This is a genomic window from Synechococcus sp. CS-1333 (genome assembly GCF_025128015.1).
In the GTDB taxonomy this organism is placed as follows: Bacteria; Cyanobacteriota; Cyanobacteriia; order PCC-6307; family Cyanobiaceae; genus MW101C3.
Genome location: NZ_JAHLYO010000032.1, coordinates 39,703 through 59,544 on the forward strand (window position 1 = coordinate 39,703; position 19,842 = coordinate 59,544).

18 protein-coding genes are annotated in these 19,842 nt (G+C 66.9%); 6 read left to right on the forward strand and 12 right to left on the reverse strand.

Annotation, left to right across the window (positions count from 1 at the left end):
• Positions 1-103 precede the first annotated feature (103 nt).
• The gene (locus tag KQ303_RS12450) at positions 104-556 is read right to left on the reverse strand and encodes a secondary thiamine-phosphate synthase enzyme YjbQ (RefSeq protein ID WP_259730535.1); all 453 of its coding nucleotides are present in this window, start codon (positions 554-556) and stop codon (positions 104-106) included.
• Positions 557-682: 126 nt separating this feature from the next.
• On the opposite strand from KQ303_RS12450, the gene KQ303_RS12455 reads away from it, so the two are divergent.
• On the forward strand, positions 683-910 hold the full coding sequence (locus tag KQ303_RS12455) for a hypothetical protein (RefSeq protein ID WP_259730536.1): 228 nt from the start codon (positions 683-685) through the stop codon (positions 908-910).
• Here KQ303_RS12455 and KQ303_RS12460 read toward each other — a convergent pair whose 3' ends face one another.
• Both KQ303_RS12460 and KQ303_RS12465 read right to left on the reverse strand, forming a co-directional pair.
• Complete coding sequence (locus KQ303_RS12460; protein ID WP_259730537.1) at positions 911-1,738, reverse strand: response regulator transcription factor; 828 nt, start codon at positions 1,736-1,738, stop codon at positions 911-913.
• 383 nt (positions 1,739-2,121) lie between these two features.
• The gene (locus KQ303_RS12465) at positions 2,122-2,598 is read right to left on the reverse strand and encodes a DUF2721 domain-containing protein (protein WP_259730538.1); all 477 of its coding nucleotides are present in this window, start codon (positions 2,596-2,598) and stop codon (positions 2,122-2,124) included.
• Between the two features lie 61 nt (positions 2,599-2,659).
• Here KQ303_RS12465 and KQ303_RS12470 point away from each other — a divergent pair, with 61 nt between their 5' ends.
• The 4 genes from KQ303_RS12470 (at position 2,660) to KQ303_RS12485 (ending at position 6,255) form a co-directional block, all read left to right on the forward strand.
• Positions 2,660-3,100 carry an OsmC family protein gene (locus KQ303_RS12470; protein ID WP_094512931.1) on the forward strand — a complete coding sequence of 147 codons (441 nt, stop codon included), beginning with the start codon at positions 2,660-2,662 and terminating at the stop codon, positions 3,098-3,100.
• Positions 3,101-3,141: 41 nt separating this feature from the next.
• Positions 3,142-4,683 (forward strand): carboxypeptidase M32, encoded by a 1,542-nt coding sequence (locus KQ303_RS12475; RefSeq protein ID WP_259730623.1) that lies wholly within the window; start codon positions 3,142-3,144, stop codon positions 4,681-4,683.
• Between the two features lie 225 nt (positions 4,684-4,908).
• Positions 4,909-5,496 carry an inorganic diphosphatase gene (locus tag KQ303_RS12480; protein ID WP_255100804.1) on the forward strand — a complete coding sequence of 196 codons (588 nt, stop codon included), beginning with the start codon at positions 4,909-4,911 and terminating at the stop codon, positions 5,494-5,496.
• 36 nt (positions 5,497-5,532) lie between these two features.
• Positions 5,533-6,255: a L,D-transpeptidase gene (locus tag KQ303_RS12485; RefSeq protein WP_259730539.1), complete on the forward strand. Its 723-nt coding sequence runs from the start codon at positions 5,533-5,535 to the stop codon at positions 6,253-6,255.
• Here KQ303_RS12485 and KQ303_RS12490 read toward each other — a convergent pair.
• The 7 genes from KQ303_RS12490 to rpoD form a co-directional block, all read right to left on the reverse strand.
• Positions 6,245-8,224 carry a chloride channel protein gene (locus KQ303_RS12490; protein ID WP_255100802.1) on the reverse strand — a complete coding sequence of 660 codons (1,980 nt, stop codon included), beginning with the start codon at positions 8,222-8,224 and terminating at the stop codon, positions 6,245-6,247. The genes KQ303_RS12485 and KQ303_RS12490 overlap by 11 nt on opposite strands.
• Positions 8,199-9,152 (reverse strand): hydroxymethylbilane synthase, encoded by a 954-nt coding sequence (gene hemC / locus KQ303_RS12495; protein WP_094513039.1) that lies wholly within the window; start codon positions 9,150-9,152, stop codon positions 8,199-8,201. Before hemC ends, KQ303_RS12490 begins: the two co-directional genes overlap by 26 nt.
• A gap of 119 nt (positions 9,153-9,271) precedes the next feature.
• Positions 9,272-9,700: a DUF1824 family protein gene (locus KQ303_RS12500; protein WP_259730540.1), complete on the reverse strand. Its 429-nt coding sequence runs from the start codon at positions 9,698-9,700 to the stop codon at positions 9,272-9,274.
• Positions 9,697-10,365 carry a phosphatase PAP2 family protein gene (locus KQ303_RS12505; protein ID WP_259730541.1) on the reverse strand — a complete coding sequence of 223 codons (669 nt, stop codon included), beginning with the start codon at positions 10,363-10,365 and terminating at the stop codon, positions 9,697-9,699. Before KQ303_RS12505 ends, KQ303_RS12500 begins: the two co-directional genes overlap by 4 nt.
• Positions 10,362-12,170 (reverse strand): glycosyltransferase family 39 protein, encoded by a 1,809-nt coding sequence (locus KQ303_RS12510; RefSeq protein ID WP_259730542.1) that lies wholly within the window; start codon positions 12,168-12,170, stop codon positions 10,362-10,364. Before KQ303_RS12510 ends, KQ303_RS12505 begins: the two co-directional genes overlap by 4 nt.
• 185 nt (positions 12,171-12,355) lie before the next feature.
• The gene (locus tag KQ303_RS12515) at positions 12,356-13,483 is read right to left on the reverse strand and encodes a glycosyltransferase family 2 protein (RefSeq protein WP_259730543.1); all 1,128 of its coding nucleotides are present in this window, start codon (positions 13,481-13,483) and stop codon (positions 12,356-12,358) included.
• 27 nt (positions 13,484-13,510) lie between these two features.
• A complete protein-coding gene (gene rpoD, locus KQ303_RS12520) occupies positions 13,511-14,884 on the reverse strand; it encodes an RNA polymerase sigma factor RpoD (protein WP_255139823.1) in 1,374 nt (457 codons plus the stop codon).
• A 350-nt stretch (positions 14,885-15,234) separates the two neighbouring features.
• Here rpoD and priA point away from each other — a divergent pair, with 350 nt between their 5' ends.
• Positions 15,235-17,556, forward strand: a complete 2,322-nt coding sequence (gene priA, locus KQ303_RS12525) for a primosomal protein N' (protein WP_259730544.1) — start codon at positions 15,235-15,237, stop codon at positions 17,554-17,556.
• Positions 17,557-17,644: 88 nt separating this feature from the next.
• Here priA and KQ303_RS12530 read toward each other — a convergent pair whose 3' ends face one another.
• Positions 17,645-18,769, reverse strand: a complete 1,125-nt coding sequence (locus KQ303_RS12530) for a DUF3153 domain-containing protein (RefSeq protein WP_259730545.1) — start codon at positions 18,767-18,769, stop codon at positions 17,645-17,647.
• A complete protein-coding gene (argB, locus tag KQ303_RS12535) occupies positions 18,759-19,700 on the reverse strand; it encodes an acetylglutamate kinase (RefSeq protein ID WP_259730546.1) in 942 nt (313 codons plus the stop codon). Before argB ends, KQ303_RS12530 begins: the two co-directional genes overlap by 11 nt.
• Positions 19,701-19,842 lie beyond the last annotated feature (142 nt).

Genomic DNA, 19,842 nt, shown 5'->3' on the forward strand with positions numbered 1-19,842 from the left:
GGCACTCCCAGAGGTGGACAGGTAGAGCCCAAAGCCATAGGCGTGGTCGGGCGCGAGCCTCGCCGTTCTTCCGCCGGAACTGTTCATCCCCCCTGAAGGCTGCTCATTCCCCCAGCAGATGGAGGCTCAGCTCACGGCAACTGCCCGCGGCGCGGTGCTCCCAGAGGTAGACCGCCTGCCAGGTGCCGAGCAAAAGGCGGCCCTGCTCAAACGGCAGCGACAGGGTGCTGGCCGTCAGTGCCGTGCGCACATGGGCCGGCATGTCGTCGGGGCCTTCGTCGTCATGCACCCAGGGCCGCAGCCGGCCTTGCCCACTGAGCGGGCGCACCCCTTCCTGCGGCACCAGCGCCTGCAGAAACGCAGCAAGGTCCAGCAACACACGGGGATCGGCGTTTTCATTGATCGTCAGGCTGCAGCTGGTATGCCGGAGCAACACATTGAGAACGCCCTGGCGGAGTCCAGAAGCGGTCACGCAGGCAGCCAACTGAGATGTCAGGTCGGTGAAGCCCTCACCCTCGGTGGAAACTCGCAGTTGCGACAAGTACTGACAGAGCATGGAAAACAGGCCGGGCGGTCATGATTGGGTCATCTTTAGTCTCTATGGTTGCGCCATCACAACAGATTTCCAATGGCTCCCCTTCCCCTTGCTTCATGGCGTGCCGCACAGCTTCCTATTGGCCTGATGGCGCTGCTCATGGTTCCGCTGGCGGGTGGGGCTTTGGCGGGCGGGGCCATTGCACAGCAGGTGATCCCGAAGCGAGAAGGAATGTGTCCGCTCGGGTATGTCGACACCTTCAACGGCAAGTGCAGTACCCTCGGGGTCACCTCTTACACCGTGAGTCCACGGGATGGAGAAGCCTGTCAGTCGGGCTGGATGAACATCGGCGGAGGCTATTGCCGCAAGAAATGATCACAGGGGATCACGGCCTTGGCTCGGTCCCTTTTGCCAGCGCACCAGCCCGGTGGTAATGGCGATCAAGGCAGCATGGTTGCGATTGCGTGCTCCCAGTTTGCTTCGAATCGCCTTCATGTGGGTTCGCACCGTTTCCACTGACACGAGCAGCTGGGCAGCGATCTCTGCATTTCCGTACCCTTCCACCAGCTTGCAGAGCACATCGCGTTCGCGGGGGGTCAGCCGTGTCCTGACTTCCCCAACGGAGCTGAACGTACCCTTCAGCATTATCGTCAACAGAGGGGCATCCATGTAGATGCCGCCATCAAGGATCACCTTGAGCGCCGTGACGATATAACCCCGGCCCGCATAGCGCTCTAGACAGATGCCATCACTGCCCGAGGCGAACGCTTCCTCCAGCACGTCCGATGTTTCGTTCTGCAAGATCAGCAGGCACGGCAGGTGGGGATGGCGATGCTTGATCCTGCGAATGAAAGCCATTCCCGTGCTTCCTTCAAGGAATTCACCCACCAGCACAAGATCGGGCACGAGCTGCTGAAGATGCTTCAAGCCAGCCTCCTCAGTAGTGGCGCTATGCAGTGAACAGACCACACTTTCCAGCAGAATTTCCATGTGGCCGATCATCATGCGCCGAGCGCTCACACACAGCAGCGAGCGACCAGAGAGTAGCTTCCTGGTGGCTTCATCGTGCTCCAGATCAGATTGTATGAACGGGTTGAAATCCATCAATCTTCCGGCGAGTCTGCCGCTGAATGCCGCAGCGGCAGATGGTCGAGTTGCCTTTGTGCAGACAACTGGGGTATCAAAGGTAACAACGCCAGCCATGGGATGGACAGAACAGGGACATGGTCCATCTGAAGACGGTTAGCAGCCTGGAACATCCCCGACAGGGGCCAAATCGACCACATTGGGCGGGTGGGTAAATGTGCACGGCCGGGCAAAGTCGTACAGAACGAAGTCGTGTGAGGGTAGCCGTTTCCATGGCGAATTGCAGAAGAATTGCCGTGCCATCGCTCGGGCACCGTTAGAACAGCACCCTATTCTTCTCATTTTTTGCGCCACACCGGTCACTCACACCAGCCTGGAGACACGCAATCCTCTGAAAACGCATTGGCGCCCCATTCAGTTTCACTACCGCACGGGCCAGGCAATGCCCTGAAGCTTCAATACCGAAGCGCGCGGTCACTGCGCCTGGCGCATCGGCAGGTTCAGTAGTAACGCTTGGGATTCTGGGAAATCGCCAGCTGCACCTCCTGCAGAAAAAGCACCAGCCCCACGATCAGCATCAGCATCGCCAGCACGAAGGCTGGCACCAGGATGGCGGCAAGATCCAAAACCGCCACCGCACTCACAAACATCACAGCCACCACCGCGGCGATCAGCAGCGCTGTGAAGGTGACGCAGAAGATGGCGCGGTTGATCAAAAACATGCGCTTCTTCTGCACATCCAGCGATTTGCGCAAGCGGCGCGCCTCCAGGGTGGTGCCCCGAGCGAGAGCCTCCTGCAGCAGGCGGGTGCGGTCGACGATCCGTGCCAACCGCTGGGTGAACATGCTCAGCAGGCCGGTGATGCCCGTGAGCAGGAACACCGGCGCCACCGACAGCTGAATGGCATGGGAGAGCTTGGCGACCGCTGCGGTGCTTTCCGTGCCGGCCGCGAGCACGAGGATGTCCGGGGCCGTCATCGCATTCCGCCAGAAGACTCCGCTGCCATTCTCAGGGGCAGACACGATCGGCCTCGCCGCGATGACCACCATCCAGTGCCAGTACGAAGGTTCGCTCCGCTGCCAGGCCCTGCATGAACCCTCCGGTTCCTCCCTGCTCACCGATGCTCCGCTGGACAACGAAGGCAAGGGCGAGCGCTTCTCCCCCACCGATCTGGTGGCTACGGCCCTGGCCACCTGCATCCTCACGGTGATGGGCATCACGGCCCAGCGGCACGGCTGGGCGCTGGAGGGGAGCCGGGCCCGGGTTGAGAAAACGATGACCCGCTCCGGTCGACGCCGCATCGAGGCGCTCACGGTGTGGATCACCCTGCCGGAGGGCCTGGCGGCGGATCATCGCCAGTTGCTGCAGCGCGCGGCGGAAAGCTGCCCGGTGAAGCAGAGCCTGGAAGGCGCCGTGGCCATGGAACTGATCTGGGAGCACGCCGGCACGCCCGCCTCAGACCAGCCGCCGGCCGCATGAGCGAGGACGCCATGCTGGACCTCGCCACCGCAGCTCCTCCGATGTCCGAGCCGGCCACCGCCCTGCAACTCCTGCAGGATCACCTGCACGAAACCAGGGTGCTCGGATCGATCAGCAGCGCGCTCTACTACGACCAGAACACGGTGATGCCTGCGGCCGGGGCCGAGTGGCGCGGCGAGCAGCTGGCCTTGCTGGCGAGCCAGATCCATGCCCGTCAGAGCAGCGCCCACTACGCCGAACTGGTGGCGGCCGCCGAGGCGGAACTGGGGGCCTCAGCACCCGCCGAGCGGCGCCGCAACCTGCAGCTGGTGCGCCTCGAACTGGAACGGCAGCGCTGCCTCGACCCTGCGCTGGTGACCAGCCTGGCCAGGGCGCAGTCGAAGGGCAACGCCCTCTGGCAGAACGCCCGCCGCCACAACGACTTCCCCACCTTCGCCCCCGCCCTTGCAGAGCTGATCGCCCTGCGCCAGGAGCAGGCCGGGCAACTGGCCAGCGCCGAGCTGGCGCCGCGCAGCCCCTGGGAGGTGCTGGCCCAGCCGTTCGAACCCGACATCAGCACAGCGCGGGTGCAGGAGCTGTTCGCCCCGCTGAAGGCGACCCTGCCGGTGCTGCTGGAGCAGGTGGCCGCCGCCACCGCCCAGCAGGGTGGGGAGAGCACCGCCACCGCCGAGCTGCCGGAGACGGAGCAGGAACGCCTCTGCAGTGAGCTGCTCGACAGCTGGGGCTACGACCCGACGCGCTGCCAGCGCTCCCGGTCCGCTCACCCCTTCTCCTGCACGGTCGGACCTCAGGATTTCCGCATCACCACACGCGTGGTGCCCGGGCAGCCGTTCTCCTCCTTCCTGGCCACCGCCCACGAATGGGGGCATTCGCTCTACGAGCAGGGCCTGCCCCGCAGCACCGACCACTACTTCCCCTGGCCGCTCGGCGAGGCCACCTCGATGGGGGTGCATGAGAGCCAGTCGCTGTTCTGGGAATGCCGGGTGGCCCGCGGCCGCGCCTTCGCCGCCCGTTGGCAGCCACGCTTCGTGGCCGGCGCCGGTGCAGATCGCTGGGGCGGCATCGATGGCTTCTGGCGGGGGCTGAACCCGATGCGGCCCGGCCCGATTCGTGTGGAAGCCGATGAACTGAGCTACTGCCTGCACATCGTGCTGCGTTTCGAGCTGGAGCTGGCCATGCTGGAGGGAGGTCTGCCTGTGGCCGACCTGCCCGGTGAATGGAACCGGCGCATGGTGGAACTGCTGGGCCTGCGGCCAGCCAGCGACAGCGAGGGCTGCCTGCAGGACATCCACTGGGCTGAAGGCCTGTTCGGCTACTTCCCTTCCTATGCCCTCGGCCATCTGATCAGCGCCCAGCTGGCCGAGGCGATGGAGCGGCAGATCGGGTCGATCGAGGCACACGTGGCCGCCGGCCAGGAACAGGCGCTGCAGCAGTGGCTGGCGGCCCACGTCTGGCCGCTGGGGCGGGCGGTGAACGGGGAGGAGCTGGTGGAGCAGGTCACGGGGGAGCGTCTCAGCGCCACGCCGTTCCTCACCTATCTGGAAGCCAAGGTGCAGCAGTTGCTGAGCAGCGTCGGCCACTGAGCCGGTGGATAAGGCAAGGCGAGCGCCTGCGGGGGGGCTGGTGGCGCGGCCGTCAGCGAGCGTGGTTGACAGAGGGTGAGGCCGTCAGGGTGCATGGTGATTCGAGGCCGAGTCTGAGGGTGACCTGAGAACAAGGCCGTTCCCATGCGCCTTCGTGCAAGCCCCTGAGTGAGGCCGGTCTGGGGCACTCCGTAGGATCGGCCGCGCCGCTCGTTTCCCATCGCCATGGCGAACATCGACCATCCGCCCAGCCGCACGATGCTCAACCTGCTGCATGTGCTGCCGGCCTTCGCCGACGAAGCGGAACTGCGGTTGAACACGATCGTCGAGCTCAATTCGATGACGATCAACAAATACGAACTGATCACCGAAACCGGCCATCTCAAACTCGACCGGGTGGGCTACTCCTCCCTGGCCTATCCCTTCGCCTACGGCTGCATCCCCCGCACCTGGGATGAAGACGGGGACCCGCTCGACATCGAGATCGTGGGTGTGACCGAGCCGCTGGTGCCCGGCAGCCTGGTGGAGGCCCGCATCATCGGCATCATGACCTTCGACGACGGCGGCGAAGTGGACGACAAGGTGATCGCCGTGATCGCCGATGACAAGCGCATGGATCACATCACCAGCTACGAGCAGCTGGGCGCCCACTGGCAGAAGGAAACCCACTACTACTGGGAGCACTACAAGGATCTGAAGAAGCCCGGCACCTGCAAAGTGAATGGATTCTTCGGCGTGGAGGAGGCGGTTCGCATCATCAAGGAATGCGAAAAGCGCTATCTCGACACCATCGATGCCAAACTTGTGGGCTGAAGCCCCACGACCGGCACCTGAATGCGCCCGATCCCAATGGTTCTTCCGCACCTTCGCACTCCTGGCGCCTCCACCGGTGGTCTGGTGAGCTCCACCGGCGCACTGGTGATCAGCCTGTGCAGCGCCACCCTGCTCGCAGGCACCGCTGCACTGGCACTCCCCACCGCCACCCCGGCAGGTCCGGCCAGCTCGGCGCCGGGCACGGCCACACCGGCACCTGCGGTCGCAGCGCCGGAAGCCTCAACACCCACAATCACGGCGCCTGGAACCACCCCGGCTGCCAACAGCCCGGCACGTGGAGCCACCACTGCCCCAGCCACCGCGTCACCCGCCACCCCAACGGCGCAGCCGGTCGTGGCCTCACGGATCGTGCTGCGGCTGGGCAAGCGGGACATCCGGCTTGAGCAGGGCGGCAAGGTGTATGGCCCCTGGCCGGTGGCGATCGGTGATGCCCGCACGCCCACGCCCACCGGCACCTTCCAGGTCACCAGCAAGGTGGTCAACCCGATCTACGCCAGCACTAAAACCGGCAAGGTGAAAGGCACCGTCGGGCCGAACGGTCCCCTGGGTGATCGCTGGCTGGGCTTCAAGACCCTCGGTCCCAACCAATTCGGCATCCACGGCACCCCCAGCGCCTGGGCATGGACGGTCAGCTCCCGCTCGGCGGTCACCAATGGCTGCGTGCGCATGTTCCACGAACACGTGCGCAAACTCTTCGACCTGGTGGACGTGGGCACCCCGGTGGTGATCACCCGCTGAGCCCACGGGCCAGCGCAAGCGCCATGCCATCACGGCTGGCCATGCCTTGAAGCTCATCGGCTCGCAAGCCTGCCCAGGGCACGCCGGCCGGCAGCTTGGCCTGAGGGCCATCGTCCTGTTCAAACACCGGCAGCTGGCGCAGACCGTTGGGGTTGAGCTGGTCCTCCAGCTGCGCCAGGCTAGCGCTGGCCGGCAGCCAGATCAGCTCGGCGCGGCGGCAATCGCTCAGCGGCGCCGCCCCCCCCTGGCTGGTGATCACCCGCTGAAGGTCCATCAGCGTGGCCAGCCCCACCACCCAGCCGTCCTGCTCGATCAGCAGACAATGGCCATGGGCCCGCACCAGCTGCGCCAGCGCCTCTGCCGCAGCGGTGGTTCCGGGCAGCACCAGCGGTCTCTCCGGTTCCAGCGCTGCACGCACCGACAGGCCCGCCAGGCGGGCACGACGTTCCTCTTCCACCGGATCGGGCCCCAGCAGGCCTGGATCGGCCAGGCCATGCCATCGCTCCACCAGCACGGCGCTCAGCCCCGTGGCCGCCATCAGCGGCAGCACGATGCGGATGTCGTGGGTGAGCTCGAACAGCAGCAGCAGGGCCGTGAGCGGCGCCCGGGCACTGCCGGCCAGCACGGCGGCCATGCCCACCATGGCGTAGGCCGGCGGTTCGGCCACCGGCAGGCCGAAGCCGCTTTCGCCCAGCAGCTGGCCGTAGCAGTTGCCCAGCACTGCCCCCAGAAAGAGAGCAGGCGCAAAGCCACCCCCCACAAAGCCGCTGGCATTGCTGAGCCCCGTGGCCAGCAGCTTCACGGCCAGCAGCGCCAGCAGGCTGGTGAAGGCCACACCACCTTCCCTGCCCAGCAGCGCTTCGATCGTGTCGTAACCCACGCCCAGCACCTGCGGGAAACCGAGCGCCATCACCCCCACCCCAAGGCCGCCGAGGGCGTTGACGAGCACGGCAGGCAGGCGCTCCACCCGCCGCTGCACAGCGGCGCTGCGGCCTGCGGCCAGGATGCTCACCAGCGCCCACGACATCAGGCTCGCCACCACCCCAAGGCCCAGGTAGAGGGGCAGCTCCAGGGGGGAGCGCACCTCGTAGGCGGGCAGGCGGAAGATCGGCTGGTCCCCCAGCGACAGTTGCGTGACCAGGGAAGAGGCCACCGCCGCCACCAGCACAGCCCTGAGACTGGGCCGGCCGGGGATGGTGCTGTAGGCCCCCTCGAAGGCGAAGAACACGCCGGCGATCGGCGCCTGGAAACCGGCCGCCAGCCCTGCCGCCACGCCGGCGGCCACCAGTGCCTTCTGGGAATCGGGTGTGAGCCCCCCGCGCAGGCCGAGCCAGAGGCCGATGTTGCCGCCGCTCTCCACACTCGGCCCCTCCGGCCCGAGCGAGGCGCCACTGCCAAGGCTGAGTGAGGCGGCAATCAGGCGCAGCAGCGGCAGGCGCGGCGTCGCCGGCAGGGCGCCATCAGCCATGGCCATCAGGCTCGGCAGGCTGGGGCCCAGATCACGCGCGAGCTGGCGCAGCAGCCCTACACACAGTCCACCCAGCACCGGCGCCAGCAGCACCGGCCAGGAGGTCAACCAACCGGCCAGGCCGCTGGCGGGCACGGGGAGCGGCACCGGCACTGGCGGCAGTGGAGGCGGTGGCAGGAAGCCGATGCCACCGAGACCGATCAGCACCAGCGCCTTCAGCGGGGTGCCGGAGGGGGCGGAGGTGGTGAAGATCTCCGGTGGTGGGGTGGGATCGGGCTGAGCGCTGCCCAGCAGCCCCGTGCCCCACTCCACAAGCGTGCCGAACAGGAAATTGTTGATGAAGCCCAGCAGATAGTGGAAGCCCACCACGGCCGCGCCGGTGAGCACCCCCACCAGCGCAGCCCAGGCCAGCAGGCTCCACTGGAAGGGCAGTCCACGGCTGTCACCCTCCCGTGGCTGGGGAGGGCCGGCCGGTTCAAGCCTCGGGCCTGACAGCTGCAAAAATCTCCTCCAGGATTTCGCCCGCCCCTTCACTGCGCAGGGTGTGGGCGAGGGCGATGCCGATGGCCTCCGGCTCGGTTTGATCGCCGCGGGCCTCGTTGCGAAGCAGACGCTGGCCGTCGAGGCTGGCCACCATGCCCGTCAGCACCAGCTCGTCACCGTCGAAGCGGCTGTTGACCCCGATCGGCACCTGACAGCCACCTTCGAGCTGGCGCAGGAAGGCCCGCTCTGCCAGGCAGCGGCGAGCCGTGGGGAGGTGCTCCAGCACCTTGATCGTTTCGAGCACGGCGGTATCGCCCTCGCGGCATTCGATGCCGAGCGCGCCCTGGCCCACGGCGTGCAGGGAGATCGAAGGGTCGATCAGTTCATGGATGCGGTCAGCCAGCCCCAGCCTGCCCAGGCCGGCGGCGGCAAGGATCAGGCAGTCGTACTGGCCGGCATCCAGCTTCTCCAGCCGGGTGATCACATTGCCGCGCACATCCTTGAAGGTGAGCTGGGGGTAGTGGTGGCGCAGCTGGGCGAGCCGGCGCAGCGAGCTGGTGCCCACCACGCTGCCTTCCGGCAGGGTGGCCAGGCTCTTGTCGGCATGGCGGGCGTGCACCACCAGGGCATCGGCGGGATCCTCCCGCTCGGTGACGCAGCCGAGCATCAGCCCCTCAGGCAGGTTGGTGGGCAGATCCTTGAGGCTGTGGACGGCGATGTCGGCCTGGTCGACCAGCATCTGGGCTTCCAGTTCCTTGGTGAACAGGCCCTTGTCGCCGATCTTGGCCAGCGCCACATCAAGGATCTTGTCGCCCTGGGTGGCCATCGCCTCGATGCTGATCTCCAGCGAGGGATGGGCAGCGGAGAGGGCATCCCGCACCCAGTGGGTCTGCACCATCGCCAGCTGGCTGCGGCGGGAGGCAATGCGCAGGGTGGAGCCGGCCATCACGTCAGTCCTCACTTCGGCGTCACGGCCGTTTCACAGCCGCCCAGCCTAAGGACAGGCCGGCCGCAGGCCAGGCGACGTAACAGAGAGCCTGATCCATCAGCGGGAACAGGTCCGGGTCAGGCGAAGAAATCGAGCGGGAACGGGCCCCAGGTGTCTTCCGCTTCGGGCGCCACGCTGCTGTGGCCGGTGATCAGCAGGCCGCAGCCGAGGCCGGATTCCGGACGCAGCAGAAACAGACCGGTGCGCTGGTTGCCCTTGAGAAACACCGGACCGGCCACAGCGGCGGGATCCCCTGCCTCAGAAGCCAACGCGCCGGTGCCAGGCGCCTGCAGGGGCTCCCAGCCGAGGGCCTTCTCACAGGCGCGCAGCGCCGCCACCGCCTGGGAGGCGGAGGGTGCCATCACCCCGACGGTGAACCATTCACAGGCCGCCAGCCGCTGGTCGAGTTCACTGCGCAGCGCCTGACGGGCCGCGGCAGGGAGCTCCGGCGCCGTACGCAGGCCGCAGAGAGCCGCGAGCGTGCTGAGCGAAGCGGGTGTGGTCAAGGGGTTCGCCCCAGGGAAGGGCCAGTCTGCCGGGGGGCGCAGAACTGGAGGCTCACGGCGCAGATGCTGAACCAGATGAAGCCGACGCAAGCGCCACCCACCATGTCGGTGGGCCAGTGCACCCGGCAGTAGAGGGTGCTGAGCCACACCAGCGCCACCCAGAGCGAGGCACCCACATACAACGGGCGACGCAGGCGCGGGTAGAGCGAGGAGAGGATCATGCACATGAGGAAATAGAACACCACGGCGCCGGCGGCATGGCCACTGGGAAAACTGCGGCCAATCACCTCCACCAGCCGGTCGGAGGGGCGCGAGCGATCAAACATCGGCTTGAGCCAGCGATCCACGATCAGCAGAATTCCAGCCGTCCCCACCGCCAGCCAGCGCAGCTCGTTCCAAGCCCGCTTGGTGTAGAGGAACACCAGTGCGGCCACCACCAGTACGGCGGTGAAGCTGGTGCCGCTGAGCTTGTACACAAGCACGAGCAGGGCGCCCGGCTGGGGAGGAATCACCTGGCCCAGCCAGTCGAGGATGGCGATATCGAGCTCAGGGTGCTTCTGGTTCACCATCGTGGCCTCGATCCAGAGCACCAGCCCCAGAGCGATCACGCAGGCCAGCAGCCTGGGGACGCCGAACAGCCGGCACCAGCGGCGGAAGCGGTTCACGAACCGGCGCCGCCGGGGCGGGGCTCTGATCCCTTCACCGCTGCCGGCCCGGGCACGTAACGAAGCAGGCGGTGATTGCCGCGGCTGGCCAGGGTCTGCACCTGCCCCCCCTCCGTGTTGAGGTCCTCGAGCTTGCGCTGTTCGCCGAACACCAGCACGCTGGCCGGCTGGCTGTCCCGCAAGCCCCGACGGGCCCCTTTGACGCTGCCAAAGAACTGCACGGGCCGGCCGCTGTAGAACACCACGCTGTAGCGCATGTAGCCCACCACCAGCAGCGGTTCCTGCGGTCCAGCCAGCTGGCCGGCGAGAACGGCGAGCTCGCGCACGGGTTGCTGTCGCTCCCTCTCCATCAACGGGGCAAGTCCTGGCACCACCAGCAGGAGGACGCCGGCAAAGGCCGCCGCATCTGGCAGCCACAGGTGCTGCAGTGGGCCGCGACGCAGGAGCTGCACCACCATCGCGATCGCCGCCACCGCCAGCAGCACCCCCAGCAGCATCGGCAACCCGGAGCTGTTGAGGGCCTTGGCAAAGCCGGGATAGGCGGGGTCGGAAGCGGCCCAGCGCGGGGCCATCACGGCGGCAGTGGCCATCACCGCCAACAGCAGCGCATTCAGCCAGCCGAAAAACTTCTGCCAGCGGTCGGTGGCCGGTAAGGGGGCCGCCGCAGCGGGCAGCGGCTGCCAGAACAACGCCACCAGCAGCGCACCGGCGGGAATCAGGGGCAGGATATATCCGGCGAGCTTGGTGCTGGCGACAGAGAAAAACACCAGCACCACCAGAAACCAGACCAGGCAGAACGGGGCCAACTGGGCGGTGCGGAGTTGCCGGCGCCAGTGGCCCAGTTGCCAATAGCGCAGCCGCACCATGGCCAACGGCAGAAACAGCGACCACGGCAGCAGCAGGATCACGCACCAGGGCAGATAGAAGTACCAAGGGCCGGAATGGCCGTAGAGCACCGAGGTGTAGCGCTGCAGGTTGCTGAAGCCGAAGAAGCCGCCAAGAAAGTCGGCGCCGTTCACCTTTGCAGCCCACACGTACCAGGGACTGCCCACCGCCAGGAACAGCACAGCCATCTGCAGCATCGGCATTTGGCGCAGCACCGTGAGCAGCTGGGCCTGGCAAAGCAGGAACACCACAATCACCGCCCCCGGCAGCACCAGACCCACGGGTCCCTTGGCGAGCACCGCAATGGCACTGAACACAGGCATCACCACGTAGCCCACGCGCCGCAGCACGGGCCTGTCCACCTGGCTGTACGCCAGGAAAAAGCCGAACAGCGAGAGCGTGATGGCGCTGGAGAGGAACATGTCGGTGACGGAGCTGCGCCCCCAGCCCACCCAGGCGGGGTTGAGCGCCAGCAACACCGCCCCCAGCCAGGAGCGCCGCAGGCGAGCCGGCGTGGCTTCGCCTTCAGCAAGCAGCCACAGGAGCACGAACCCCGCCACCACCACCAGGCTGGCCATCAGCGCCACCGGCAACCGGGCAGCCCAGGCGCTGACGCCGAAGAGGCGGAAGCTGAGGGCCACCATCCAGTACCCCCACACCGGATAGTCAAAGAACGGCTCGCCGTTCCAGTGGGGCGTGATCCAGTCGTTGCGCAGCAGCATCTCCCGGCCCACTTCCACAAAGAGGGCTTCGGTCTTGTCCATCAAGCTGAGCGTGCCCAGGTGATTGAAGAAGGCCAGCCAGCAGAGCAGCAGCAGACCGGCGGCAGTCACCAAGGCCAGGCGGGCCGGGCGCGCCTGCAGCGAGGAGATCACGAGCATGCGATCAGGAGGCAGGCTGGGGAAGGAGGGAGCAGCCACCGACGGCGGGACGCCAGAGCGGCGGGACTGGGGAGGCGCTGAGACAGATCGGATTTCAACACATCCAACTGGAGCCGAGAAGGGTCTGAATCGAGGGGAATGAGAGCCAGGGAAATCGAACCAAAGGCCATCAGGTCTATGGCGATCAGGTCAATGGCCATCGGGTGCAAGCGGATGACTTCCGCTCAGGGGGTGTTCCAGACAAAACGCGATGAAGCAGCGTAGTTCCACACAAACACCACGGCAATACCGGCGATCTGGGCGAAGAGGGTGTCACTCGCCACCCTCGTGTAAAACACACTGGCCAGGCCGATGTTCGCGAGCATCGGCAACGAGGCCACCACCAGAAACTTGACAAGCCCGGCAAACAGAGGGAAACCCTTGAGCCGCAGGTGGCGGAAGGTGAGGGTGTTGTTCACGAGATAATTGCTACAGGCCGAGGCGATCACAGCCGGTGGCAACGAGGCCACAAAGGAGAAGCCCAGCAGGATTAAGAGGTTGGACACCAACAGCTGCACGCCGATCCCGGAAACACCAACCAGGGCAAAACTCACAGCACGCCGTGGAACCATCCGCAGCAGCAACGTGTGGATGATCGAAACGCCGAAGTCCCACAGAACGGAGATGTCCAGCTTGGAGCTTCCGAAGGTGCGGGGCTGGAAGGTGAGCGGGGTTTCTTCGACAAACAGATGCCCGCGGCTGATCGACAGAAGCTCGTAGAGAAATTTGAACCCCTGAGAATCCACCTGCCGGATCATCGGCAGGCAGCGGTCGAGGCGCAGGGCGAAAAAGCCACTCATGAAATCGCTGAGGTGGCGATAGCGGGGCAGGGTGAAACGTGCCAGGCGATTGGCCAGCACCGATCCCCCTTCCCGTTTGTCGCTCAACCCCTTGATGGAAGCCTCTGGGTGAAAGCGGCTGCCGATCACCAGATCGACGTTGCGGGCCAGCAACAGCTCCAGCGCCGCCGCCACCGCCGCGGGCTCATGCTGGCCATCACAATCCATCACCACGGCAAGATCGCCGGTGCTGTCCAGCAGGCCTTCTTTGATGGCGCTGGAGAGGCCTGAGCGCCCCACGCGGCGGATGAGGCGCAGGCAAGGCTCCCCATGCGCCAGTTCCTTGACGAAATCAGCCGTTCCATCGGCGGAATCATCGTCAACGACGATCACCTCCAGCTGAAAGCGATCACGCAGAGCCAGCAACTGCTGGAGGATGGGCTGGATGTTCTGCCGCTCGTTGAAGGTGGGCAGAACAATGGTGACCCTCGCTGCCGGGGTAGACCCGGCAGACGCGACGACCGATGCGGGCAAAACGGAGGGAACGCTGACGATTGGAGGTTACTTGATGTACTCCTTCAGCACCCCGTTGCGATTGGGGTGCCGCAGTTTGCGCAGCGCCTTGGCTTCAATCTGGCGAATGCGCTCGCGGGTCACGTCAAAGATCTGACCGATCTCCTCAAGGGTTTTCATCCGGCCATCGTCAAGGCCGTAGCGCAGGCGCAACACATCGCGCTCCCTCGGGCTGAGGGTGGCAAGCACACCTTCGAGATCCTCTCGCAGCAGATTCTTGGCCACATCCTGCTCGGGATTCTCGATATCCGCCTCGATGAAATCGCCAAGGCGGGAATCCTCCTCCTTGCCGATCGGAGTTTCCAGGGAGATAGGCAACTGGGCGGATTTGGCGATGAAACGCAGTTTCTCGATCGTCATCTCCATGCTCTCCGCAATCTCCTCTTCGGTAGGTTTGCGGCCGAATTCCTGGCTGAGCACCTTGGTGGTTTTCTTGATGCGGGAAATCGTTTCGTAGAGGTGAACAGGCAAGCGGATGGTGCGGCTCTGATCGGCGATGGCGCGGGTGATCGCCTGACGAATCCACCAGGTGGCGTAGGTGGAGAACTTGTAGCCCTTTTCGTGATCGAACTTCTCAGCGGCACGGATCAGGCCGAGGCTGCCTTCCTGGATCAGATCCTGAAAGGAAAGGCCGCGGTTCATGTACTTCTTGGCGATCGACACCACCAGGCGCAGGTTCGACTGCACCATCTTTTCCTTGGCGCGGCGGCCGAGCATCAGGCGGCGGCGGAACTTCACCAGCGGCATGTCCACCAGCACCGCCCACTCCTTGGTGTCGGGGTAGTGGCCGTTGTCCTGCTCGAACTGGGCGGCAAGCTCCTCGAGGTGGAGAAGGTCGGCGATCTTGCGGGCCAGCTCAATCTCTTCATCGGGGCGCAGCAGGCGGATGCGGCCGATCTCCTGGAGGTAAACCCGGATCGAATCCTCGGTGTACACCCCTTTCGGGCCCACCTTGATGCTGGCCAGAGCCTTGGCGGAAGCCGCCTTGGCCTCCTTCTTGGCCTTGGTGCTGTCGTCGGCCTGGGCGAGCAGCTCGTCGGCGATGCCATCAAGGTCGAGCGACTCGACGTCATCAACGGCGTCCACGGCCTCAGCGTCCTTGACAGGAGCCGCTGCCACCTTGGCGGCTTTGGCCGCCGCCGGCTTGCGGGTGCGGGTGGCCTTGGGCTTGGCTTCGGCCGCCGCCTTGGTGGTGGCTGTCGCTTCACCTTCGGCAGAGGCTGCGGCAGCAGCGGGCTTGGACCTGCTCTTGACAGCCTTCGCGGGTTTGGGCTGGATCAACGTTTCCTCACCGTTGGGCGAGGACACAGCAAGGATTGTGGCAGCAGGAATCTTGGGCTTGGCCGCAGCAGCTGGGCTCATAGGGGGAAGGGCGAAACGGGTTGAAAACGAAGGCTGGGAGAAGCGTTCTGGAGAGGTCGCCCCGTTGGCGTGATGGCATCGACGTCAACCAACGTGCCGAGGCCCCGCGGCATTCGCCGAAGTGCCAGGCACGATGGGAAATCGAGCGCCCTAACGAGATGGAACCAGACCGGAAACGACAACGGCGGCGCGAAGGCCAGAGCAGGGCTGTCAGGGGTGGTCGCAGACCCAGCAGCCCTGCGGAGAAAAATCCGTATGGCTGGCTTCAGATCTTCCCTCTGGACGGAACTCTGCCTGGTTCCGACAGCAGCCGTTTGGACTGCTCAACCTGATCACCTTAAGAAACACCCATGGTGTTTGCAAGGCAAACGCAGCAGCTCGTCGTGGCCGATGCACCCGCCCCACCCTCCACGGCAGTGATCTGCTGGCAGGTCTGGGTGGAAGCCGGTCGGGAAGGCCGCATCTTCACCTATGCCAATCCCCAGCATCTTGAGATCGCCGCCGGCGATCTGGTGCGGGTGCCACTGCGTGGACGGCCCCATGTGGGACTGGTGGTGGAGGCGCTCAAGGCCCTTCCGCCCGATCTGCAGGCGGTGCGGCTGCTGGCGATCACCGCCGTGCATCAGCGCGCCGCCGTGGATCCCCTCTGGCAGGAGTTGTTACAGGAGGTGGCCCATCAATGCCACACCACGGTGTTCAAAACGCTCAAATCAGCGCTGCCGTCGGGCTGGCTTGGCCAGTGGCGCCCATCCCAGCCGGCCGGGCCGCGCCCGCTCCAGTGGGTGAGCGCGACGGCGGACGCGGCAGCGGCCAGTCCACGTCAGCAGCAGTTGCTGGAGGCCCTGCACCAGTGCGGGGGCGGGGCCTGGCTGCGCGATGTCTGTGGCGGATGGGGCTTCAGCCGTTCGGTGGTGGAGGGGCTGCGCCGTGGGGGCGGGGTGTGCCTCACAGCCCGTCTGCCGGGCCCGGAGACGGCTGCTCGGGCCCATGGCCTGCCCGGCGGCGACCACAGCACGCCACGGTCGCTCACCACAGCCCAGCAGCAGGCCCTGGAGGCGATCCTGGCCTCGCCGCCGGGCAGTGAGCTGCTGCTCTGGGGCGTGACCGGCTCGGGCAAAACCGAGGTGTATCTCCAGGCCGCCGCCGCCGCGCTGGCGGCCGGTGAAAGCGTGCTGCTGCTCACCCCTGAGATCGGCCTGATCCCTCAGCTGCTGGATCGCTGCCATGCCCGTTTCGGCGACGACGTTCTCGAATACCACAGCGGCGTCAGCGACGCCGGGCGGGTCCATGTGTGGCGCCGCTGCCTGGCGGCCCGGCAAGGCCAGCCGTTGCTGGTGGTGGGCACCCGCTCCGCCGTGTTCCTGCCGCTGCAGCCGCTCGGTCTGATCGTGCTGGACGAGGAACACGACACCTCGTACAAACAGGACGCTCCCATGCCCTGTTACCACTGCCGCGAAGTGGCGCGGATCCGCTGCCGGAACAGCGGCCGCCTGCTGCTGGGCAGCGCCACCCCCTCCCTGGAAACCTGGCTGGCCTGCCAAGCGTCCAGCCTTGGCCACGGCGACGTCGGCAGGCGCCCAGCCACCACCCTGCTGCGGCTGCCTGAGCGCATCGGCGGCGCCCAGACCCCGTCGGTGAGCGTGGTGGACATGCGGATGGAGCTGGCCGATGGCCACCGGCGCCTGATCAGCCGGGCCCTGATGGAGCGGCTGGAGCAGGTGCAGGAGCGTGGCGAGCAGGCGGTGGTGCTGGTGCCGCGGCGGGGCTACAGCAGCTTCCTCAGCTGCCGCAGCTGCGGTGAAGTCGTGCAGTGCCCCCACTGCGATGTGGCACTCACCGTGCACCGCCAGCGTGAGGGCCGTGCCTGGCTGCGCTGCCACTGGTGTGACCACCGCCAGGAGATCACCGAGCGCTGCGGCCACTGCGGTTCCACCGCCTTCAAACCCTTCGGCGCCGGCACCCAGCGAGTGATCGAGCAGCTGGAGAAGGAGCTGGAAGGGCTGCGGGTGCTCCGCTTCGACCGCGACACCACCCGCGGCCGTGACGGCCACCGGCGTCTGCTGGCTGCCTTCGCCGCCGGAGACGCTGACGTGCTGGTGGGCACCCAGATGCTGGCGAAGGGCATGGACCTGCCCCGGGTGACGCTGGCGGCGGTGCTGGCGGCTGATGGTCTGCTGCACCGGCCCGATCTGCGCGCCGCGGAACAGTGCCTGCAGCTGCTGCTGCAGCTCGCCGGCCGGGCCGGTCGGGGCGAACGGCCGGGATCCGTGCTGGTGCAGACCTACAGCCCTGACCATCCGGTGATCTGTCACCTGATCGATGGCCACTACGAGCGCTTCCTGGACGAGGAGCTGCGGCTCCGCCGTCAGGCCCGGTTGGTGCCCTTCAGCCGTGCCTGTCTGCTGCGCTTCGCCGGTGACTCCGCCAGCGCCACCGCCACCACCGCCGCCGCGCTGGCGGAGCGGGTGCGCCCGGCGGTGGAGGCGGCAGGCTGGGAGCTGATCGGGCCGGCACCAGCACCGGTGGCGCGGGTGGCCGGTCGGCACCGCTGGCAACTGCTGCTGCACGGGCCGGCCGGCACCCCGTTGCCCCTGGCCGAGGAGCAGGCGCTGCGCCAGGGCCTCGACGGCCGGGTGACGCTCAGCATCGATCCCGATCCGATGGAGCTCTGAGCGGCAGGGCCTCTCGGGGCAGGCAAGCCGCTCCCAGTCACTCTGCAACAGAACCTCTGCACCGGCGCACCTGGAAAGGCGGCGTTGATCAGGCCCCGTCGGCGTCCTGGGGAACGGGCAGCTCGGGCCAGCCGAACCCCGATGACCAGCGCAACCGCTGCAGGGCGAGGGCGGCACAGAGCAGCAGCAGGATCACCATCCCACCCAGACCCAGCCTGCTCCAGCGCCAGGTGAGCAGCTCCAGCCGATTGGCGGCGCCGGTGGCAAGGGGCCAGCGCACACCGGTTCCTTCGCGAGCGGCCGGCCGGGGGGCGGCCTGCCGCACGGCGCCGAGAGAAACCGGACGGAGCACCATCTGGAGATCGAGGCCCGGAACGGCGTCAAGGGGCTGAAGATCGAGCTCCAGCCACAGGTGCTGGCGCACCCCCAGCAGCCAGTTCCGCTCGCTCAGTTCGAGGCGGGGCGGGGGCAGCTCCACACCGATCCGTTCAGCGGCCAGGGTCGTGGTGCGTGCCAGCAGGGCCTGAATCTCCACCGCCGGGAGGGAGGGGCTGCGCAGCACCTGGCGGGGGCCGTCTCCCTTGAGGCTCAGGCGGGCACCTGGATCGGCCTCCGCCACGGCCGTGGCGAAGCGTTGCTGCCAGGGGAGCTGGCGGCCGGTGTCGCTGCTCCAGACCTGGGTGAGCTGCAGCCGCCCCGGGCCCGGAAACTGCAGCTCCGTGTCCACCCGCAGGCATCCGCTCAGCAGGGTGAGCACCAGCAGCAGCACCAGGGCGACAACGGCGAAACCAAGGGGCTGGCGCGTGGGGCCCACCGGTGGCGGCGGCGGCTCAGGCGGCCCATCGCGGCGCGGCATCCAGCGGCTGGCTGACTTGAGCCGGGCTTCCAGGGGTTCGGCCCCACCCAGGCTCGGCAGGGTGAGGGACCAATTGGCCGGACGCTGCAGCGCCGGGGCATCGAGAATCATCTGCAGATCCCTGGCCTGCAGGCGCAGTTCAGGATCGGTGCTGGCGCGCAGGCTGCGGCAGCAGGCCTGAGCAGCGGCGGTGTCACCCTGGCCGATCCAGGCGGTGACCATCAACAGCCTCAGCTGACCGCCGAACGGGGAACTGGGTGGGTGCTGGTCGGCCAGGGGTTGAAGCAATCGCAGACACTGGCCGTAGTCGCCCCGCTCGAGAGCGCGGCGCGCGCTGAGCAAGGACTCATCCTCCATGGCCAGGCAAGCCGGAGCGACGGACGGGCGAGGCGGCAACGGCATCCGGCTGGCAGCGACCGACCACCATCGTGCCGATGCCGGCATCGGTGAACACCTCCAGCAGCAGGGCATGGGGGACGCGACCATCAACGATGTGAGCTGCCCCCACCCCCTGGGCCAGGGCGCGGATGCAGCATTCGGTCTTGGGGGTCATGCCACCGGCCACCACGCCGCTGGCAATCAGCTCGCGGGCCTGGGCCAGGGTCAGATGGCGCAACAGCGAGCTGGGATCGTCGCGGTCGGTGAGGATGCCGGGGGTGTCGGTGAGCAGGATCAGCTTTTCGGCCTGCAGGGCAGCGGCCAACTCACCCGCCACCGTGTCGGCGTTGATGTTGTGGGCCTGGCCTTCGGCATTGGCGGCCACACTGGAGATCACCGGGATGTAGCCCGCGTCAAGCAGGGGAGCGAGCACGGCGGGGTTCACGGCGGCCACATCCCCCACCAGTCCGTGGGAGCCACCGCCCCAGGCGCGGGCCTCCACCAGCCTCCCGTCACTGCCGGAGAGCCCCACGGCCCTGCCGCCCAGGCGGTTGAGTCCATTGACGATCTGCTTGTTCACACGGCCCACCAGGACCATCTCCACCACATCCATGGTGTCGGCATCGGTGACGCGCAGGCCGTCACGGAACGTGGGCTTGATCGCCAGCCGGGTCAACCACTCGTTGATTTCCGGGCCGCCGCCGTGTACCACCACCGGCCGCACCCCCACACAGGCGAGCAGGGCCAGATCGCGGAACACCGCCTCCTGCAGCGACTTGTGGGCCATGGCCGCACCGCCGTACTTGACGACCACCCGGCGGCCGGCGAAGCGCTGGATGTAGGGAAGGGCCTCGCTGAGGACGGAGACCCGCAGGCTGTCCTCGGCGCTGATCAAGGGGTCCTGGCTCAATGGACTTCGGGGTGATGGTGGGTGGAGAGACTGAGGAAAGCGGGCCGGGATCGACGGCGCTGGCGGGTACCGGGCTGGACTGGAGTGGACGGGTCCGTGGCCGGGATGGGCTGGTACCGAGCTGTGCCCGGGCGGTGGTACG